The organism is Aureibacter tunicatorum (assembly GCF_036492635.1).
GTDB lineage: Bacteria > Bacteroidota > Bacteroidia > Cytophagales > Cyclobacteriaceae > Aureibacter > Aureibacter tunicatorum.
Window position 1 is genome coordinate 243,419 of record NZ_AP025306.1, and the last position, 17,358, is coordinate 260,776.

Annotated in this window: 12 protein-coding genes; 7 read left to right on the forward strand and 5 right to left on the reverse strand. The window is 36.5% G+C overall.

Annotation, left to right across the window (positions count from 1 at the left end):
• Nucleotides 1-28 precede the first annotated feature (28 nt).
• Nucleotides 29-928: a response regulator gene (locus AABK36_RS21005; protein ID WP_309942290.1), complete on the reverse strand. Its 900-nt coding sequence runs from the start codon at nt 926-928 to the stop codon at nt 29-31.
• Between the two features lie 11 nt (nt 929-939).
• On the reverse strand, nt 940-3,291 hold the full coding sequence (locus tag AABK36_RS21010; RefSeq protein WP_309942288.1) for a 7TM diverse intracellular signaling domain-containing protein: 2,352 nt from the start codon (nt 3,289-3,291) through the stop codon (nt 940-942).
• 83 nt (nt 3,292-3,374) lie between these two features.
• Here AABK36_RS21010 and AABK36_RS21015 point away from each other — a divergent pair, with 83 nt between their 5' ends.
• Nucleotides 3,375-4,346: a hypothetical protein gene (locus AABK36_RS21015; RefSeq protein WP_309942287.1), complete on the forward strand. Its 972-nt coding sequence runs from the start codon at nt 3,375-3,377 to the stop codon at nt 4,344-4,346.
• A gap of 57 nt (nt 4,347-4,403) precedes the next feature.
• Here AABK36_RS21015 and AABK36_RS21020 read toward each other — a convergent pair whose 3' ends face one another.
• Complete coding sequence (locus AABK36_RS21020; protein ID WP_309942286.1) at nt 4,404-5,123, reverse strand: hypothetical protein; 720 nt, start codon at nt 5,121-5,123, stop codon at nt 4,404-4,406.
• A 368-nt stretch (nt 5,124-5,491) separates the two neighbouring features.
• Between AABK36_RS21020 and AABK36_RS21025 the strand changes: the two genes are divergently transcribed.
• The 4 genes from AABK36_RS21025 (at nt 5,492) to AABK36_RS21040 (ending at nt 13,196) form a co-directional block, all read left to right on the forward strand.
• On the forward strand, nt 5,492-6,895 hold the full coding sequence (locus AABK36_RS21025) for a GAF domain-containing protein (protein WP_338390344.1): 1,404 nt from the start codon (nt 5,492-5,494) through the stop codon (nt 6,893-6,895).
• 328 nt (nt 6,896-7,223) lie between these two features.
• Nucleotides 7,224-8,678, forward strand: coding sequence for a PAS domain-containing protein (locus tag AABK36_RS21030; RefSeq protein WP_309942282.1), 1,455 nt, complete (start codon nt 7,224-7,226; stop codon nt 8,676-8,678).
• 571 nt (nt 8,679-9,249) lie between these two features.
• On the forward strand, nt 9,250-11,988 hold the full coding sequence (locus AABK36_RS21035) for a TonB-dependent receptor (RefSeq protein ID WP_338390345.1): 2,739 nt from the start codon (nt 9,250-9,252) through the stop codon (nt 11,986-11,988).
• A 29-nt stretch (nt 11,989-12,017) separates the two neighbouring features.
• On the forward strand, nt 12,018-13,196 hold the full coding sequence (locus AABK36_RS21040; protein ID WP_309942277.1) for a hypothetical protein: 1,179 nt from the start codon (nt 12,018-12,020) through the stop codon (nt 13,194-13,196).
• 70 nt (nt 13,197-13,266) lie between these two features.
• Here the strand turns inward: AABK36_RS21040 and AABK36_RS21045 are convergent, their stop codons facing one another.
• Nucleotides 13,267-14,130, reverse strand: coding sequence for a hypothetical protein (locus AABK36_RS21045; RefSeq protein ID WP_309942275.1), 864 nt, complete (start codon nt 14,128-14,130; stop codon nt 13,267-13,269).
• 142 nt (nt 14,131-14,272) lie between these two features.
• On the opposite strand from AABK36_RS21045, the gene AABK36_RS21050 reads away from it, so the two are divergent.
• Nucleotides 14,273-14,746: a YdeI/OmpD-associated family protein gene (locus AABK36_RS21050; protein WP_309942274.1), complete on the forward strand. Its 474-nt coding sequence runs from the start codon at nt 14,273-14,275 to the stop codon at nt 14,744-14,746.
• 10 nt (nt 14,747-14,756) lie between these two features.
• On the opposite strand, the gene AABK36_RS21055 is transcribed toward AABK36_RS21050, so the two are convergent.
• Complete coding sequence (locus AABK36_RS21055; protein WP_309942273.1) at nt 14,757-15,263, reverse strand: hypothetical protein; 507 nt, start codon at nt 15,261-15,263, stop codon at nt 14,757-14,759.
• Between the two features lie 417 nt (nt 15,264-15,680).
• On the opposite strand from AABK36_RS21055, the gene AABK36_RS21060 reads away from it, so the two are divergent.
• The gene (locus AABK36_RS21060; RefSeq protein WP_309942271.1) at nt 15,681-17,126 is read left to right on the forward strand and encodes an MATE family efflux transporter; all 1,446 of its coding nucleotides are present in this window, start codon (nt 15,681-15,683) and stop codon (nt 17,124-17,126) included.
• Nucleotides 17,127-17,358: the final 232 nt, after the last annotated feature.

Here is a 17,358-nt window from a genome sequence, read left to right on the forward strand (position 1 = left end):
ACATGTTATTAATAGCTTGATAGCAACACTATTCGATCATGGTAATGTATTTTCTTAGATTATCTTGTTCATCTAGTTCTATTTTCTTTTTGAGTCTGTACAAGGATTTTTTAACGCTTTCGGGACTTATATTAAGCATATTGGCCAGTTCTTTATTATCAAGTCCTATTTTCAAATACGCGCATAGCTTTGTGTCTTTTGGATTGAGTTGAGGTAGTTTTTCGCCAAGGGTTTCAAAGAATTTGGGATGGACTTCTTCAAAATGCATTTTATAATCTTTCCAACTAGTATCCAATTCTAAATAACTGTTGATTTTTTTCTTGATAAGTTTAAGCTCTTTCGTGCTTGGGACAGCCCCTTTTTCATTTTTTCCAATAATATTGGATAGCTCTTCATTTAGTTCATTGAGAATATTGTTTTTTTCGTAGGTCAAGAGTGTCGCAGTGCTGAGTTTTCGGTTTTTAAGTTCGATTTCTCTTTCGAGCTGATGTTGCTCTTTTTGATGAAATTCGAAAATTTGGTGGTTTTGCTCTTGTATTCTAAATGCTGTTCTTATGCGTGCGTCGAGTTCGACCAAATCCAATGGTTTTCGGATATAGTCTTCCGCTCCGCTTTCCAATGCCAGCGCTAAATCTGCCGACGATGTCATCTTGCCTGTAGCCATGATGATGGGAATATGTTGAGTAGACTCCATGCTTTTGAGGATTTTTATAGCCTCGATGCCGTTCATTTCTGGCATTTCCCAATCCATTATGATAAGGTCGGGAAGCTTCTTGTCAGCTACTGAGCATCCTTTCACTGCTGATAAAGAGGTCAGCACCGTTAGGTCAGGATAATTGCTCCAAAAGTGATCCGCTATGATTCTGATATTCTCAATTTGATCGTCAATGATTAATATAGTTTTATCCGTATAGTTATTGTTCGTCATGTCTTTTAGGTTTATTCTGCTATTTCAAGGCTTGTCAATGATTCAAATCGTTCTTGATCAGAGGCATAGGTTGCGTCTTCAATATCATGAATCCAAGTTTCTATGGCCTTTTGATTGAGAGTCGGAGGAATGGCGATCTCCTTGAGGATTCTTTTTATTTTTGAAAATTCATACACGTCAAGGTTAGACAGTTTCTTGAAATAAGGTTGAAGAAAGTCGATTTCTTGAGAATTTAATGTTGATATGGAGGGGGCATTAATGTTTTTCGATTGCTCAAGAGCAGAGTCTAGAGGCAGAGAGAAAGTGAATTTCGCTCCAAATTCCATGTTTTTATGCGCTTTGATTTGCCCTTTATGAGCCTCAATGACGAGTTTGCAAAAACATAGACCCAAGCCAGTGCCAACATCATGTTCTTGCTTGGCTATGGCATGTTGGTAGTATGCTTTGAAGATATTCTCAATCTCAATGTTGGGTATAGCCTCGCCTTCGTTATGAATTGAAAAGTTGAGCATATTGTCGTCAGGCTTTTCAAAGCTAATATGTATGGTTCCATTATTAGGGCTATGCTTGATGGCGTTGGAAAGCAAATTGATGAATACGCGTTCGATTAGGTTTGCATCCATTCTCACGAACAAGGTGTCGGGAGCTGTTATTTCTATTGAGATGCTTTTTGAACTCAATGTAGGCTTAATGAGCGAGATTGACCGGCCAAACAATTTGATAATGTCGTTCTTTTCAAAGCTTAATGAAATTTGGCTGTTTTCATATTTTTTTACATCAAGCATGTTTTGTATCAAAGTCAGTAAACTTTTACCGGCAAGTCTGCTTTCTTCTGAGGCTAATTTATCATTCATGATTGTGCTCAATGGGTTTTTCAAATCATGAGCGATCATATTGGTCATGGAAGCTTTGAAGCTGTCCAGCTCAAGAAGCTTGTTGTTGGCGTTTTGCAATGCCTCGGCTTGCATCTGGATTTCCTCTTTTTGCTGAGTAAGTTCTTCGTTTTGACTTTGGATTTCCATAGTGCGGAGCTTGACTTTTTTCTCCAAATCGGCATTGATGCTTTTAAGCGCTTGCTCATTTTTTTGAATTTCTTCAAATAGTTTTTCTTGTGCCACGCGTTTGGCTTCTGAATTCTCTTTGTATCTGAATGTCAATCCGATTGAAAATATAATGTATTCGAGAAATAAGCCTATTTGCAGTTTATATGGAGCTGGAGGCATCAAAGATGGACTTTGCTTGTATTCAATGATTTGCCATGCGGCCATGAAAGCGATGACTCCGGCGCTTAAGAAGACATATTTGCTGCCTTTATTGCCGTAATAAATCAAAGCGCCAATCAAAAAAATACTAAGGCCCGTAATGACGGGAGCTAGCATTTTCATGATATGAAAGTAATTGCCAACGTCAAAATAAGCGATACTTGAATTGATTATGAAAGCTAGGATGGTAGTGGTAATGAAAAATTTAAATGATAATTCCAGCCATTTTGGTTGGAGGTTATTTTTTAAGAAATGTTGAAGAAATAAGAAGTAAAATATGATTGTGATAAAAAAGCTTGTAGTTGTCCAGGCATAATTTTTACCATCGATATTTAAAATCAATGGCAAAAAATTGAATTCAATGGAAAAAAATAGTATTCCTGAAGCTAAAAATAGACTATAGTATAAGTACGACAGATCTTTGCTAAGCAAAAACAAAGAGGCGTTGTAGATAAGCATGATGAATATTGCTCCAAAGAAGAATCCATGCCATAAGTTTTTTAGAGATGCGGCAAAAGTCCAAGTTCTCAGAGGTTTAATTGTCACAGAAGTATTAATGTTGTAATTCGCTTGGTTTTCGATTCTCACTAAAAGCGTTGATTCGCTCATTGAGGGAACCTTTATGATCGCATGTTCTCCATAGCCTGAGTATTGAAACTTCTCATTGCGTGGAATAAATTTTCCTGTAAAGGATTCAGAAATGGTTTTTCCATGAATATCAAGGATCTCGCAAGATATGTTTGTCGCTTGATCAAAACTCAACACCCATTCGTTGATTACCGTTTGGTTCGATAGTGGAATTTTTAGATAGTGTGTTTTAAATGGAGCAAGTGATCCGGATGCATTGACTTTTTTCCAAGCTTTGATTAGTCGAGCGTTTGTATTCGGACTTTCGCTAGTATGCAAGTATATGGTTTTTATACTTTTTGGGTTTAAGTTATTTAAAGTGTTTCCCTGTGTTATAGACTGTGAGTATGCGTTTCCGCCAATAAAGTAAGAAAGCATGAAAATGAGAATAGATTGCGGATTGCTTAACGAAAGCTTCCATGAGAGTCTTATTGGATAGCTTGTCCTCCATTTGTCCACTATGTAGTCTACCATTGGGGTTGTGTTTTATTGCCCGTTTTATGTCTTAGGAACGTTATTGCATTTTGAATTCAAATATAATTAACAGATATAATATTATGGAGAATATTAGTTTAAAAAATATATGTTGGTTTCTTTCAAGAAGCATACTTGTATTGTTTGTGATGGTTTTGATGAATTCAACTTTGCAAGCAGATAGCCATGAGCTGAAAAGAAGTCAATACTCAATGTCTTTGGTTGCATATGTGTATTTGGATGGTGAATTTATTGACAATGGAGATATATTGGTTTTTGAAAATACAGATACCGTTGGTGTTGCGAGTATTTCTGATATAATGGGTGAAAATGGACATGATTTATTGTTTTTGGTGCTGTATTCAGATACACAAGAATTAAAAAATTACACTTTTGAATTTATCATCTCAGGTGGTAAAAAGACGGTTTCGAATATCGAAATAGATTTTAAAGAAGGAGCAATAATCGGAAATGTTGACCGACCTGCTATTATCAGCGATAAAGGGGTGAATTTTGGGCCACAAAATATACTTTTTGAATTAAAATCTGATGTAGTTGGTATAGATAGGTCTCTTGTTGGAAATTTTTCAGCAGATGATAATTATAGTTTCAAGTACTCTATAGATGAGCAGTCTTTAGAGTTTTTTGAGCTTGTTGGTAATCAATTATTTTGGAAAGGTGGAGATATCCAGTTTAATGACAATCAGATCTCATATACTATTCAAATTACGGCTGATGACTCCTTTGGGGGAATTTTGTTGAAAAGCTTTAGTTTTGATTTGCAATATGAAGTTAAGACTGAAGTTGATTTAATAAAAGACGAAGTGAATTACCCCACTTTTTTGAGTAGTTCCAGCAAGCTGGAGTTCAATCGATCGGGGAAATTGGTAAAAGGGAAGTTGATGATTTTTGATCCTACAGGAAAAGTGATTTTTCAAGATGAGAATTATAAAAATGAATGGCCTGTAGGCGATGATTTTAAGCTCGGATTTTATTGTCTTGTGTTCCAAACAGGTGGAACTGTGATAAAGGGCAAAGTGATGAAGATGCCTTGATTATAAAAGGAAAATAGTCAAAAGGAGTCTAATACGCCTTTTGACTATGTCAAACTGTTATTCATTTTTTCTTATAAGCAGCTTTAGGTAATAGGGCGCTTGAACTACGCCTTGTTGATGATATTGTTCTCCAGTAAACTTGCTGCTGATAAGTTTGGCTTGCAATCTTTCTCCTTCGGTGCTGGTGAAGTTGTATGTTTTGCCGGGCTTTAAGTCTATAGTAACATCTCCTGCGATGATTTCCGTTTTTAAATTGAACACAAATTCGTTTCTGCTTTTGACACTCTCGCCGCTGTAAGCATATTGTCTGATATCAAAACCTTCGCATTCGCTGTCGATTGGATTGGTATCGCCAAGCTCTATTTTTTCATAGATGATATCGCCTTTCTTTTTTATTTTGATGTTATGATAGACATTGTCCTGAAATTTTTTCGGACTGTAGGATACATGCACTTTTTCTTTTTCAGCCAAACGAGGCATTCGAAAGTCTTGAGGCGTGTTAATTTTTAACTCGATTCCATGATTGAACATGTAAGAATTCTCGTCCATTTTATTGATTTTAGAGTCGAATTCCATTGGGTGTTCGATTTGCTTCCCATTTTTGTTCAGGTTGAAACTGTCAGCATGCTCGTCTTCATCCAAAGGGTTTAGTAATTTGTGCGATTCTACTTCGCCTTCTTTGCTGGGTTTAGGGTTGTCTTTTCTCTGTGCTTGAGTAAGCATGGGCGCGAACATGAACGTGGATATAATCAGTATTGTAAGAAATTTAACAGCCATATTATATAAGTATTTGATTACTATTTCAATTTTTAACTTATTTTTTGCGGAGCTGTTCAGAATTCAATTCATTCTATTGGAGTTAGAGTTTTATAAAAGTAAAATATCAAAGAATTAAAATTTTTAATCCATGAATTAATCTGCTGATTTTAATATTGATTGTATTATATAAATGTATATATCGGTAATATTTATAGTTGTAACGCCTTATTTTGATAATAATCTGTATGTATACGATGAAAAAAGTGAATTTGAGTTTCCTGTGATAGATCCTTTAGAGGCATTCTCTTTATTTTCTGTGATTTAATATGTATTTTGCTGTACTTTTAAGATTATCGATCTGTTATTAATAATTTAAAGCCATGGGTATGGGTATTTGGGATAGGCTGTTTTCGGACAAAATCGGTTCAAATCAAAGCTATAGCGATGTTCAGAATAGAAGGTTAATAAGGATAGTTTCCATCATTTGTATTTTCATAGTTGTGCCTTATATTATAATCGCCAATATGTATAATGAGGAGGCTATTTATTTTCCGTTGGCATCGGAAGCGTTTTTCATCATAGTATTTTTTGTAAATGCTTATATAAAGAAAAATGCTATTTTAAGACTGTTGGTATGCGTGGTGTCGATGATTAATACTTCGATTTTGCATTTGATGGTGATCAGTCCTGATGAAGATCCGATTTATTCTTTGTACTTGCTCCAGTTTGCCATATTGTCCGGTCCATGGGTGATGTTTAAGCTCAAAGAGGAAAAGTGGTGGCTGATTGTTTCAAACGCAGTCAATTTTCTGATATTTATGGCTTTTTTAAATGCGGAAGGCTTGAACTACATGCAGGATGAGGGCAACAGGCTGAGCGATGACAAAATGATAACGATGTTTTTTGATGTAAGCGCTGTGTTTACTTCTTTTATGTGCTTGTTCTTGTTGAAATGGAATCATGGTATCACACAAGACAAAAACGCGAGGCTTATGGAAAAAATGGAGTTAAGCAATAAAGCGTTGGAAGACAAGTCTACGCAACTAAGTGGCTATATCGAGAAAGTAGAGCAAAAGCAAGCAGAGGAAGAAGATCGCCAATGGATTGCCGATGGTGTAACAAGAGTCGGAAACACCCTTGTGATCGGAGAAGATTTTGATGAGATCAAGGATAATATGATTTCATGTATTGTGAATTATATGAACATTAATCAAGCTGGTCTATATGTATTGGCAGAGGATGAAGCTGGTGATGAGTTTCTGAACTTAACTACCAGTTACGCATTTACCAGAGGGCGCATAGAACAAAAAAGAGTTGAGATTGGAGATGGATTGCTTGGACAAGCTTATAAAGACAAGGAAGTAATTTGCATAGAAGAGTTGGATGATTCTTTTTTTAGCATATCATCAGGCTTGGGCGATGCGCATGCATGCAGTGTGTTGATCATCCCATTGATTCATAATGAAAAAGTACAAGCTGTGCTTGAGCTTGGTTCTCTTTCGGTTTTTACTCCACGCATGAAAGAAATGGTAAAAGCTTTCGGAAGCTCAATTGCTTCATTTATAGAAAATAACAAGTTGACCAAATACAATATGCGATTGCTTAGCGAGTCTCAAGAGCAAACGGATATGATGAAACAACAAGAAGAGGTGATGCGTCAGAATTTGGAGGAGCTTATGTCCACTCAGGAAGATTTTGACAAACAAATGCGTAGATATAAAGAAATTAATAAAGAAAAAGACGAGAGAATTCAAGAATTAGAATCAAAATTAGAAAGCATGTCATTGTAGATAGTCCTATAATTGTATTTTTTTGGAAACTTAAAGATGAAAATCTTATTTTTTAAACTCTGATTGTCATTCTTATTGATGTGTTTTTTGCAAAGCGATTTTAACTTGTCAATTAGCCCGAATTTTTATAGTTTTTATTTTTTAAGCTGAATATTCTTTCCTTTCAATAAATATTTTGATTATTTATTGAATAATAGTATTGATTTTTTAAGTTGACGATTCAACTTTAATCACTTTTTTGCAAAAGTTAAGGTGCTTTGTATATTGTCAAAATAATACTGTGTGACAGTATAATTGTACTTTCAATTTCGCAATACTAAAACAATAAATGAAAAAACTACTAGCATTTTGCGAGGAAAACGGATATCTATTTCTAGCTGGAAATTTTATTGGTTTTCTGGGAATGACTTATTTCAGTTTAGACAATGACTTTTTGCCGTTTTTCATTTCCTCGGCAATGGTTATGTTATCTTCCTTGGCTTTATTTTTATTTGTAAAAAGCTCAAGGCATAAGTATAGGTTTTTAACTACTCAAATTTTCGCGCTTAGAAATGGCGATGAAGTGGATTTTCAGCATTTGCATAAAGATGTAGCTGATGATGTTGAGTTTATGAAAAAAGAACTTGACGCTATCATGGAATTGTTGAAAAATATGTTGACAGAGGGATTTGACAAACAGGATGTTTTGGAAAACAAACAAATGACATTAAGCGAAAAAATCAAGGAGTTAACCTTGCTTTATGAAAAAGAAAAGTTTGAAAACAAGGATAAAGAATGGGTTGCAAGTCATTTGAATGAATTTAGCAATTTGGTTTTGGACGGTTTGGATGAAGAGAATTTCGAAGACGCACTAATGAGAAAGATCTGCAAAACGCTTGATTTGAATCAGGGAGCTTTTTATCTAGTCAAGGAGGATCATATTGAATGCAAGTCTGTTTACGCATATGGCAAAAAAAAATGGATTAATACAGTGTATGGACTTTCAGAGGGCTTGTTGGGCCAGTGTTATTTGGAAGCTGAGCCTATTTTTATGACAGATGTTCCGGATGATTATGTGAATATAACTTCTGGCCTTGGAGAAGCGCTTCCGCGGTGCATTGTTATTATGCCTTGTTTGCATAGAGGGAAGGTGATTGCTTTGATGGAATTCGCTTCATTTCGTATTCTGGATAATGCTCAAATGTTGTTTCTAAAAAGACTTTCAGACCAAATTGGAGGTAGTTTGGCTTATACGAAGCAAAATTTGAAGAACAGGCTTTTGCTACGTGAGTCGCAGGAGAGTCATGAAAAATTAAAAGCTCAAGAGGAGGAATTGAGGCAAAGTTATGAAGAAGTCACAGCCACGCATGAAGAGATTTTAAGTCAAAAATTGGAAATTCAATCGATTAGCAATGAGTTGACGGCTAGAATGAAACTTTTGGACAAAGTGATGCTGATTACTGAAAGCGATTTGTATGGGAATATAACTTATGCTAACCAACGATTCTTGGAAGTCACGGGTTATCAAAAGGAAGAGTGCATTGGCAAGCCTCATAATATATTGAGACATCCATCCAATCCGAAGTCACTGTTTGAGAAAATGTGGAAAACGATTAAAAGCGGGAAGGTTTTCACCGGACAGTTTCCCAACAAGAAAAAAAATGGGGAAACTTATTGGGTTGATGCTATGATTGCTCCTGTGTTTGACGCTGAAGATAGAATTATAAAATACATAAATGTCAGATATGATATTACAGAAAAGGTAAAGCTTAAAGATTTGATTAATAATCATGAGACTTTGTAGGTTGAATAAAGCTTTAAAAATAGCAATGAGAATTCCAGCTTGTGAAATCGGGCTGGAATTTTTATTTAAGCTCAATTGAGATACTCATTCATCTTTGTTGGTTTCTGTATAAATGCTTATAACTTTCATATATTCTTAGAATATGCATCTGTTGTACTATTATTGATTCAAACTTTAATTTTTTGCTAAGTGTCTTTGTTTTTGCTTTAATTTTTTAAAAAAGTAGTTGATTTGAATAAAATAGTATTTTACCAAAAAGTTATTTTAGTTAAAATATTATGAATATGATAAGTTATGTAAAAACGTTGATTTGTTAAAATAAAGTCATGCAATGGAGTTTGTGTTATGTAATTTTTACTATATTATTTTTTAAGTATGTTCTTAATATTAATTATTGAATTGAAATAGTTATAAATTAATTTTAGATTAATCCATAGTTAAACAATGTTTTTCTTGTATTTACTTTTAGTTAACAATAAGGTAATATTTATGCGCTATCCTTGCATTATAAAATGACTTATTGATTGATTGAGAAAATTATTAAATGAAACGTTGTAACTTATTGCTGTTAATGCTCCTGGCATTATCAGTGAATGCATTTGCGCAGAGTATTGTTGTCAAAGGGCATGTGACTGACAAAGCGACCGGAGAGGACATCATCGGTGCGAATGTGTTTTTGAAGGGTATTTCGGTGGGAGCAAGCACGGATGTGTTTGGAAATTTTGAATTCAGAGCCGATGAGGGAGAGTATGAAATTGTTGTTTCATCAATTGGATACAAAGATTTTACGCAACCTATTAGTGTGAATGGAGCTTTGACTCCACTGGAAATTGCAATTGATCCTGATTTGGTTCAGCTTGACGGGGTAGTGGTGAAAGCCAAAGCCGACAAGGAATCGGAGGAAATGCTCTTAATCGAAAGAAAAAAATCGAGCATCATGTATCAGTCTGTTGGTAGTGATGAGCTTTCCAAAAAAGGAGTTTCAAATGTGGAAGAAGGCTTGACTAAAGTGTCGGGTATTTCGAAGGTAGGTTCCAAGGGCGTGTTTGTTAGAGGTCTTGGTGATCGATACAATCAAGTTACGGTAAATGGATTGACTGTGCCTTCAACAGATCCAGATAAAAAGGTGATAGACATGTCGCTTTTCCCTTCAAGTGTAGTTGAGAACATGTCTGTTCGCAAGACTTTCAATGCTTTTGAATATGCGGATTTCGCGGGCGCTTCCATAGATATTTCGACTAAATCTTATGTGGATGAACCGTTTTTTGGAATTAAGGTAGGTACAAGCTATAATTCAATGACGACATTCAAGGATTTCAAGACATTTCCTGAGAATAATAATTTAGGTTTCGCTACGAGCTCAACAGAGAACCCATTGGGAATCAGCTCTGAAGGCAAGCCGGATGTGCCGGGTGATTTGACGAGCAATCCATTCTCAAACGGGTTCAACCCAACGACAAAATCAGCGCCATTGAATTATAATATAGGATTGTCAGGCGGATATAATTTTGATTTTGGATCCAGCTCATTGGCTTTGATTGGCGCTTTTGGCCACCAAAACGATTATAAGTATGTTGAAGGCGAGTCTAGAGTTTTGAACTCTGAAGGTGGCGAATTGAATAGATTCGACACAAGAGACTGGAGTCTTAGCACTTTGACTAATGCTATGTTCAGTGGAACATACGAATGGAATAACAGAAATGAGATCACATATACTTCGATGTTCTTCAATCAGTCGGATAACTTGACGGAAGAAAGAGAAGGTTATGTGGAAGATTACGGAAGAGATGATATTCTTTATATCAGAAACACTTTTATACAGACGCAATTGTTCACGAACCAGCTAAGAGGTTCTCATGAGCTTGACGAAGCTGGAAAGTTTAACTTGGATTGGGGTGTTGGTTACTCTGTGACTTCAAGAATTGAGCCTGATAGAAAGCAGTTGGCTTACCAAGGATATGAGCAAGGAGTTGAGACTGTTTCGTTTTTGACTAACAGTAAGGCTGACAATCACAGATTTTGGGGAGAAATGACAGATAATGAATTCTCCACAAACGTTGGGTTCACTTATGAATATGGGCAGTTGAATGAAGATACTCCTAAATCGAAAATTTACTGGGGTTACCAAAATAAGCTGAAAAGCAGAAACGTGGAGAATTATCAATACAATGTTGATTTCTTGACAACAGGTAATAGGGTTGATCCAAATAATCCAGACGCATTCTTCACTGATGCGAATTATGGCGAAAAATACAGATATATCAGAGGAATCGATGTAGCTCAGCATAAGTTTGAAGTCGAGCAAAATGTTCACGCGGGGTATTTGGCATATGATTACAATGTTTCTGAAAGGTTGATGATTAATGCCGGCGCTAGATTTGAGAGCAGTATGCAGAGAGTATTTTATAGAACTTTGCAGGAAAGCTGGGATGATCCTTACAGAAAAACACAATACAAATCAATGGATCTTTTGCCATCGCTTAACGTGAAATATAGCGTTAATGATAATACCAATTTGAGATTGGCAGCTAGTAAAACTTTGACAAGACCGGGATTCTTGGAATTGGTGCCATTCATGAGAGTTAACACTGATGGAAGCACATTGATCGGTAATGATAGATTGTTGAATTCTCAAAACTATAATTTGGATCTTAAGTATGAATTATTCCCTAATGCTGGCGAGTTGATTGCTGTTTCAGCGTACGGAAAATATTTGCAAGATCCGATTGAGCAAATCGTAAAGCCGCAAGGTGGAGCGCAATTATTCACGTTTACAAATACAAACTCAGCGGTTGTAGCTGGTGCGGAATTGGAAGTGAATTTGGATCTTGTTAATTGGATGAACGCCGCTTGGGTGGAAGGGTTCAATGTTGGATTCAATGCTACGTTCTTGTATTCTCAAATTGATCTTGGAGATGGAGAAGAAGTAGCCAACATGACAAACTCCAAAAGAGCTTTGCAAGGAGCTTCGCCTTATATCATTAATGCTTCGTTAGGTTACGAGACTGATGTGACAGGCAACTGGACTTCAAATGTAAGTGTTGTTTACAATGTTTTCGGAGACAGAATATTCTCAGTAGGTTCTGAAGGTGTTGGTGATGTGTATGAAAACGGATTTTCCACGCTTGATTTAGTATGGAATAATAGCATCTCTGAACACTGGAATGTTAGCTTGAAAGCACAAAACTTGCTGAATCCGGAAATCACAAGAACGCAGGAAGATTTTAACAACCCTGCGGTTGGAACTCAAGAAGTTTCAAATATCAAATATGGCGTGTCAGGATCTCTTTCTGTCGCATACAAATTTTAATCAATCGAGAATCTACAAATTATAGAGAAATGAAAAATATATTCAACAGTGTGGCAATGTCTATCTTGCTTTTTGCATCATCTTGCAGTGTAAGCGAAGTAATTATCGAAGGCGGAGATACTACTCAGGACATAGTGAATGAAGCGGGAGAGGTTACAAAGAATATTGATCAAAATGTGACTTTTGAAGAAGGCAAGACTTATTATTTGCCAAAAGGTATTCACGTAACGAACGGTTCGTCTTTGACAATTGAGCCAGGTGTGACTATCGAATGCGCTGAGGATGCTTATCTTTTGGTTGAGACAGGTTCTAAGATTTTCGCTGAAGGTAAATCGGATGCGATGATCGTTTTCACATCCAAGAACAGAAAAGAAGCTGGAGCTTGGGGTGGTTTGTTGATTAACGGTAACGCGCCAATCAATGTGCAAGGTGGAACAGCTGTTGCTGAAGTAGGAGACGCTTCTTATGGTGGAGACAGACCGGTTGACAACTCAGGTGTGTTGAGATTTGTTAGAGTTGAGTTCGGTGGTTACCAAATCAATTCTGAAAAAGAGCACAATGGGTTTACTTTCAATGGAGTTGGCAGCGGTACAGTATTGGAAAACTTGATTGCTTTTGACTGTTCAGATGACGGGTTCGAATTTTTCGGTGGAACGGTTAATGGAAAGAATTTAGTAGCTATAGGTTCTGAGGATGATTTGTTTGACTGGACTTACGGATGGTCAGGAACCGTTGAAAATATCTATGGTAGACAATTAGTGGATAGAATTGCTGATAGAGGTATCGAGGCGGATAACAATAGCAAAAACTTGACAGCTGATCCATTGTCTAATCCGCTTTTGAGAAACCTTACATTGATGGGCAATGGCGGAACGAATGAAGACGGGAAAAGCCCTGCAGGCGTGAAACTAAGAAGAGGAACAGCTGTAAGATTGGAAAATGCTGTGATTTCAGGTTTCGGAGGTGAAGGAATCAATTTGGAGAGCAATGCTTCTATTGAGAATGTAATAGAAAATATAGCTATGTTCTCTGATATCAATTTCAGCGATAATGCTATTGAGCTTAAGGTTGCAGCTGCTAAAGGTGAAGAGGAAGATGCTCAAAAAGTAACTGAGGCAGAGACTATTATCAATGCTGCTTCTAACGCTAATGCATCTGGCGCGCCACAAGAATTAATCGACTGGGCTGAAGCTCAGATTGTGAAATAGAATCAATCATAATCATTTATATTAATAAAAGAACCGCCAAGCATGGCGGTTTTTTTATTGCTATTTTTTATCAGCTAGGTTTGATGCCTCTGTATTTAATGTTTTTGTCATATACAAAGTCATTTTCAATAGTGAAGACTCCCATTCTGCCATCTTGATGTACGATAAATATATTAAAGTCCGCTATGTCAGCCCATTGTATATGAGTTTCTTGCTTAGCCGTTTGAGCGACATTATAGGCTGTTTCAATGAAGGTGTTGATATCGCTGGTATTGATGAGCGACTTGGGAACTCTGATCATATAAGTAGTGTGATGATTGAGCAGGTTGATAGAGTAGGAAAAACTTGCGGATTTGTTGTTGTACACAAATTGTCCCGCTGTGTTGACAGTCACATCGTATTTGCTGTTATCTGAGCCATTGGAAGCGAACCCGAAATAGTCGTCCACTAATACATGATCACCTTGAAACGAAACTCTGTTATTGTAAAAGTTGATGTTTAAAGTTGTTCTATTGTCAACTACAAATTTGTAGCCTGCGGCATTGTAGACCAAAACATCAAAATAAATATTCGAGGTGATATCAGCCGCGCTGGTATTGGACTCCAATGCTATCTGGTATTGGACGTTCTGGCCAGCGTATTGCAATGGTACCATATGTGAAACTTTTAATGAGTCGTAATGTATGGTATCGGTGCTTATTTCTTGAACCAAAGAGTCGTTCATGTAAACTTTGACTTTGGCATTGCGCAGGTTTCTATTCACTGCGAAGGGAATATTGGCATATTGGCCTGGGGCTAATCCTTCAACTTTTTGCTTTAGCTTGAGGTGAGTGTTTGGGGTGGCGTCATCAGAGTTTTGGCATGAAAATAAAAATATCAGACACAAGGCCAAAATAGAATTTACCCAAACTGAACTTTGGTTCTTATTGATCATTTCTTAGTGCTTTTTTTAGATCAACTCTGACCGATGTGTTTAGTTTGTTTGGAATAGCGGCAGACAGTTTTTTATTTCATTTATGTTTTGTCTTTAGCGCGAATGTTCTATAATTGAGTGTTTATTAAGTTTAGGATTCTTTATGGCAAATTTTGAAGGGACGCCTTTGGTAGAAGGCAGATTTACATTGCAAAAGTTCGAAGGCAAAGGTGGGTGGACATATATTGAATTGCCCAAGATTGATTCAAATCAAAAAAGGCCTTTTGGTTGGATCTCTGTAAGCGGAGTTATTGATGAAATATCCTTTAGTCGTGTCAAGTTGATGGGCATGGGCAATGGGAACTTGATGTTCTCTGTTAATGCCAAATTAAGAAAAAGGCTTCGCAAGGAAGCGGGGGACGCAGTTGATTTAAAACTGATCGAAGATTCTTATGAACAATGTGTTCCCGAGGAAATCATACTTTGCTTGAAAGAAGAACCTTCTTGGGTATTGGACAATTTTAACGGGCTGCCTCCAAATGAAAAGAGAAAGGCTGTGGAAAAAGTGCTTGACGCAAAAAATGAAGAGGAAAAAGTAGATCGCATAGTTAGCCTAATCGATAAATTAAGCAAGTGAAATTAGTTTGTTATTTTTCTCTGGCTTTCTCTAAATTGATTAAATAGGCTCTTAGATCATGTATAGCGTCATTGCTGTTGATTCTTCGGCCTGAAGAGTAAATGTTTTTTGTCCATCGGTCAATGATGAAATAGGTGAAGTATGTTTGGCTCTTTGTCGTATTGACAAGAGTATGTATGTCTTGCTTGACCTCGGTGGAAACCTCTTTTTCAAACTCCATAATGTATCTGTAGTCAAGACTGTCTTTATAGTTTTTTTCGTTGAACTCTATGCGGTCGATAATGACATATTCTCCACTGTAATGTTTTTTGATGGTTTTTTTAGCGTTGACATTGTATTTGATCGCTATGGGTTCGTCTTTAATGAAAATGACCTTTTCTCCTTTGCTTATGACTTCAGGAACAGCATTTTTTTCATAAGTGTAAAATCTTTCAAGATCTTTGATCTCCACTGTCTTGCAAGAGTGGATAGATGCGAGAAATAATATTGAAACTAATATTTGAATTAAATGCTTCATAAGTCTGTGTTTACTGTAGGACAAAGTTATGAATTAAATGCTTTTTGCCAATTGATAAAATACAGAGAATTAAATGAAATAATTAATTCATGGATATTTAATAATGAATTGAAATCAGATTGAAAAAAATGGTAAGATAAATGGAAGATGTAAATCGTTCCATTTTATATTTTCAATAACGATTAGAAAGAGCGTGATGCATTGCGCTCTTTTTTCTTTTATCTGCATGATAGAGGAGGTAGTCATGCAAAGAACTTGCTACTGAGGAGACAGAAATCGCATTTTATTAGTTCTAAAGCGTAATTTTTGCGTAATTCGTCCGTTACTTTTCAAGTTATAGAAAATACCCAAAAAAATCTGAGGCAATAATCGGTGATTTTCTCTTTGTCTGCACGATGATCTCGCAAAAGCAGACGAATGTTTTTGGTGATAAGATTGCCTCAATGTGAAACATCTTCCGTGGTTGCGGGACATTTTATGGTGAAGATGAATACCAAACAACATTTTACTCAGAATTTCAAATTAGCTTATCCTATCATGCTCAGCCAGTTTGGCCAAGTAATGGTTACGGTAGTGGATACTATCATGGTAGGTCAAGTGGGGACATCCTCATTGGCCGCTGCGTCATTCTCAGGCGGAGTATTTGCCGTATTCATGATTTTTGGGATGGGGATCACATACGTGTTAAGTCCTTTGGTCGCTGAGGCTAATGGATCTGGCAGATCCGATAAAGCGGCCTCTTATTTTAAAAACTCCTTGTTGTTGTATTCTTCAATAGGCTTTTTGTTTTTTGGATTGGCTTTTATTGTCGCTCAGAATCTTCATGTTTTCGGGCAAAGCGAAGCAGTGACAACGCTTTCAAAGGATTATTTTCTAGTATTGGCCGCTTCATTATTGCCTTTGATGTTTTTCCAAAGCTTTAGACAATTGGCCGAGGGAATGCAAAGCACTAGAGAGGCGATGTTTATTACGATTGCTTCGAACTTGCTTAATATATTCTTCAATTGGGTTTTGATATTCGGACATTTTGGATTCGAGCCTATGGGCTTGTTGGGCGCAGGAATTGCGACATTGATATCGAGAATAGTAATGCCAATAGGCATGGGGATATTCGTGTTCAAGTCGCCAATATTCAGTAAGGTTATTAAGCATTTTGGCTCTGTGAAAATTTCGAAAAAAAGAATTGGCACTTTGTTAAAGCTGGGAACGCCAACAGGAACGCAAGCATTGTTTGAAGTAGGCGCTTTTAGCTTCACTTCGATTATGTGCGGATGGGTAAGCGACGTTGCTCAAGCGGCTCACCAGATCGCGCTTAATTTCGGGACAATTTTCTATATGATTGCATCCGGAATAGGAGCTGCTGCTAGCGCCAGCGTTGGAACGTTCTTAGGAAAAAAACAGATATTGAATGCAAAAAAATCAGGTATGGTCAGCATGATGATGTGCGTAGCTTTGACGACTTTTAGTTGCTTGGTAATGCTGATATTTAAAAATGAAATTCCGAAAGTATATATTGACGACCCTGTAGTGGTTTCTATGGCGGCTCAATTGCTTTTGCTATGCGGTGTTTTTCAGATTGTTGACGGCGTTCAAGTTGCGGCTATGGGAGCTTTGCGTGGATTGCAAGATGTTAAGGTGCCGGCAATTTTCATATTCATAGCTTATTGGATACTTGGGATTCCTTCAGGCTACGTTTTGGCTTTTAAATTTGGTTGGGGAAGTTCTGGCGTTTGGATGGGACTTGTTATAGGCCTGACTGTAGTTGCTGTGCTTTCTGTGATTAGATTTATCAAGATTTCGGATAAGAAATTGAGGATGACTGAATCTATGCCTATAAGTGAGCCTAAGCTAGTGGAAGCGTAGGGTTGACAAAAAAAGTATTTATTGAGAAGCAAGCTGGAGTTGTTCAGCTTGCTTTTTTTATTTTAAATGATTGATTATTAATAAGTTTTAAAGGTCATTAAAATATTATTATTTAACTATGTGTTGAGTAATATTTAATTTTCATTATAAAATAGTTTGAAAGTGCTGAAAGTTAGTAGCATCTAACATTAATCAGTATGAAATAGTTGTATTATAACATTGAATAAATAAA

Coding starts and splice junctions, on each gene's coding strand:
- AABK36_RS21020 (WP_309942286.1), bottom strand. CDS start 5,123: ATGGCTGTTAAATTTCTTACAATACTGATTATATCCACGTTCATGTTC.
- AABK36_RS21035 (WP_338390345.1), top strand. CDS start 9,250: ATGCTCCTGGCATTATCAGTGAATGCATTTGCGCAGAGTATTGTTGTC.
- AABK36_RS21015 (WP_309942287.1), top strand. CDS start 3,375: ATGGAGAATATTAGTTTAAAAAATATATGTTGGTTTCTTTCAAGAAGC.
- AABK36_RS21045 (WP_309942275.1), bottom strand. CDS start 14,130: ATGATCAATAAGAACCAAAGTTCAGTTTGGGTAAATTCTATTTTGGCC.
- AABK36_RS21025 (WP_338390344.1), top strand. CDS start 5,492: ATGGGTATTTGGGATAGGCTGTTTTCGGACAAAATCGGTTCAAATCAA.
- AABK36_RS21030 (WP_309942282.1), top strand. CDS start 7,224: ATGAAAAAACTACTAGCATTTTGCGAGGAAAACGGATATCTATTTCTA.
- AABK36_RS21005 (WP_309942290.1), bottom strand. CDS start 928: ATGACGAACAATAACTATACGGATAAAACTATATTAATCATTGACGAT.
- AABK36_RS21055 (WP_309942273.1), bottom strand. CDS start 15,263: ATGAAGCATTTAATTCAAATATTAGTTTCAATATTATTTCTCGCATCT.
- AABK36_RS21040 (WP_309942277.1), top strand. CDS start 12,018: ATGAAAAATATATTCAACAGTGTGGCAATGTCTATCTTGCTTTTTGCA.
- AABK36_RS21010 (WP_309942288.1), bottom strand. CDS start 3,291: ATGGTAGACTACATAGTGGACAAATGGAGGACAAGCTATCCAATAAGA.
- AABK36_RS21060 (WP_309942271.1), top strand. CDS start 15,681: ATGTTTTTGGTGATAAGATTGCCTCAATGTGAAACATCTTCCGTGGTT.
- AABK36_RS21050 (WP_309942274.1), top strand. CDS start 14,273: ATGGCAAATTTTGAAGGGACGCCTTTGGTAGAAGGCAGATTTACATTG.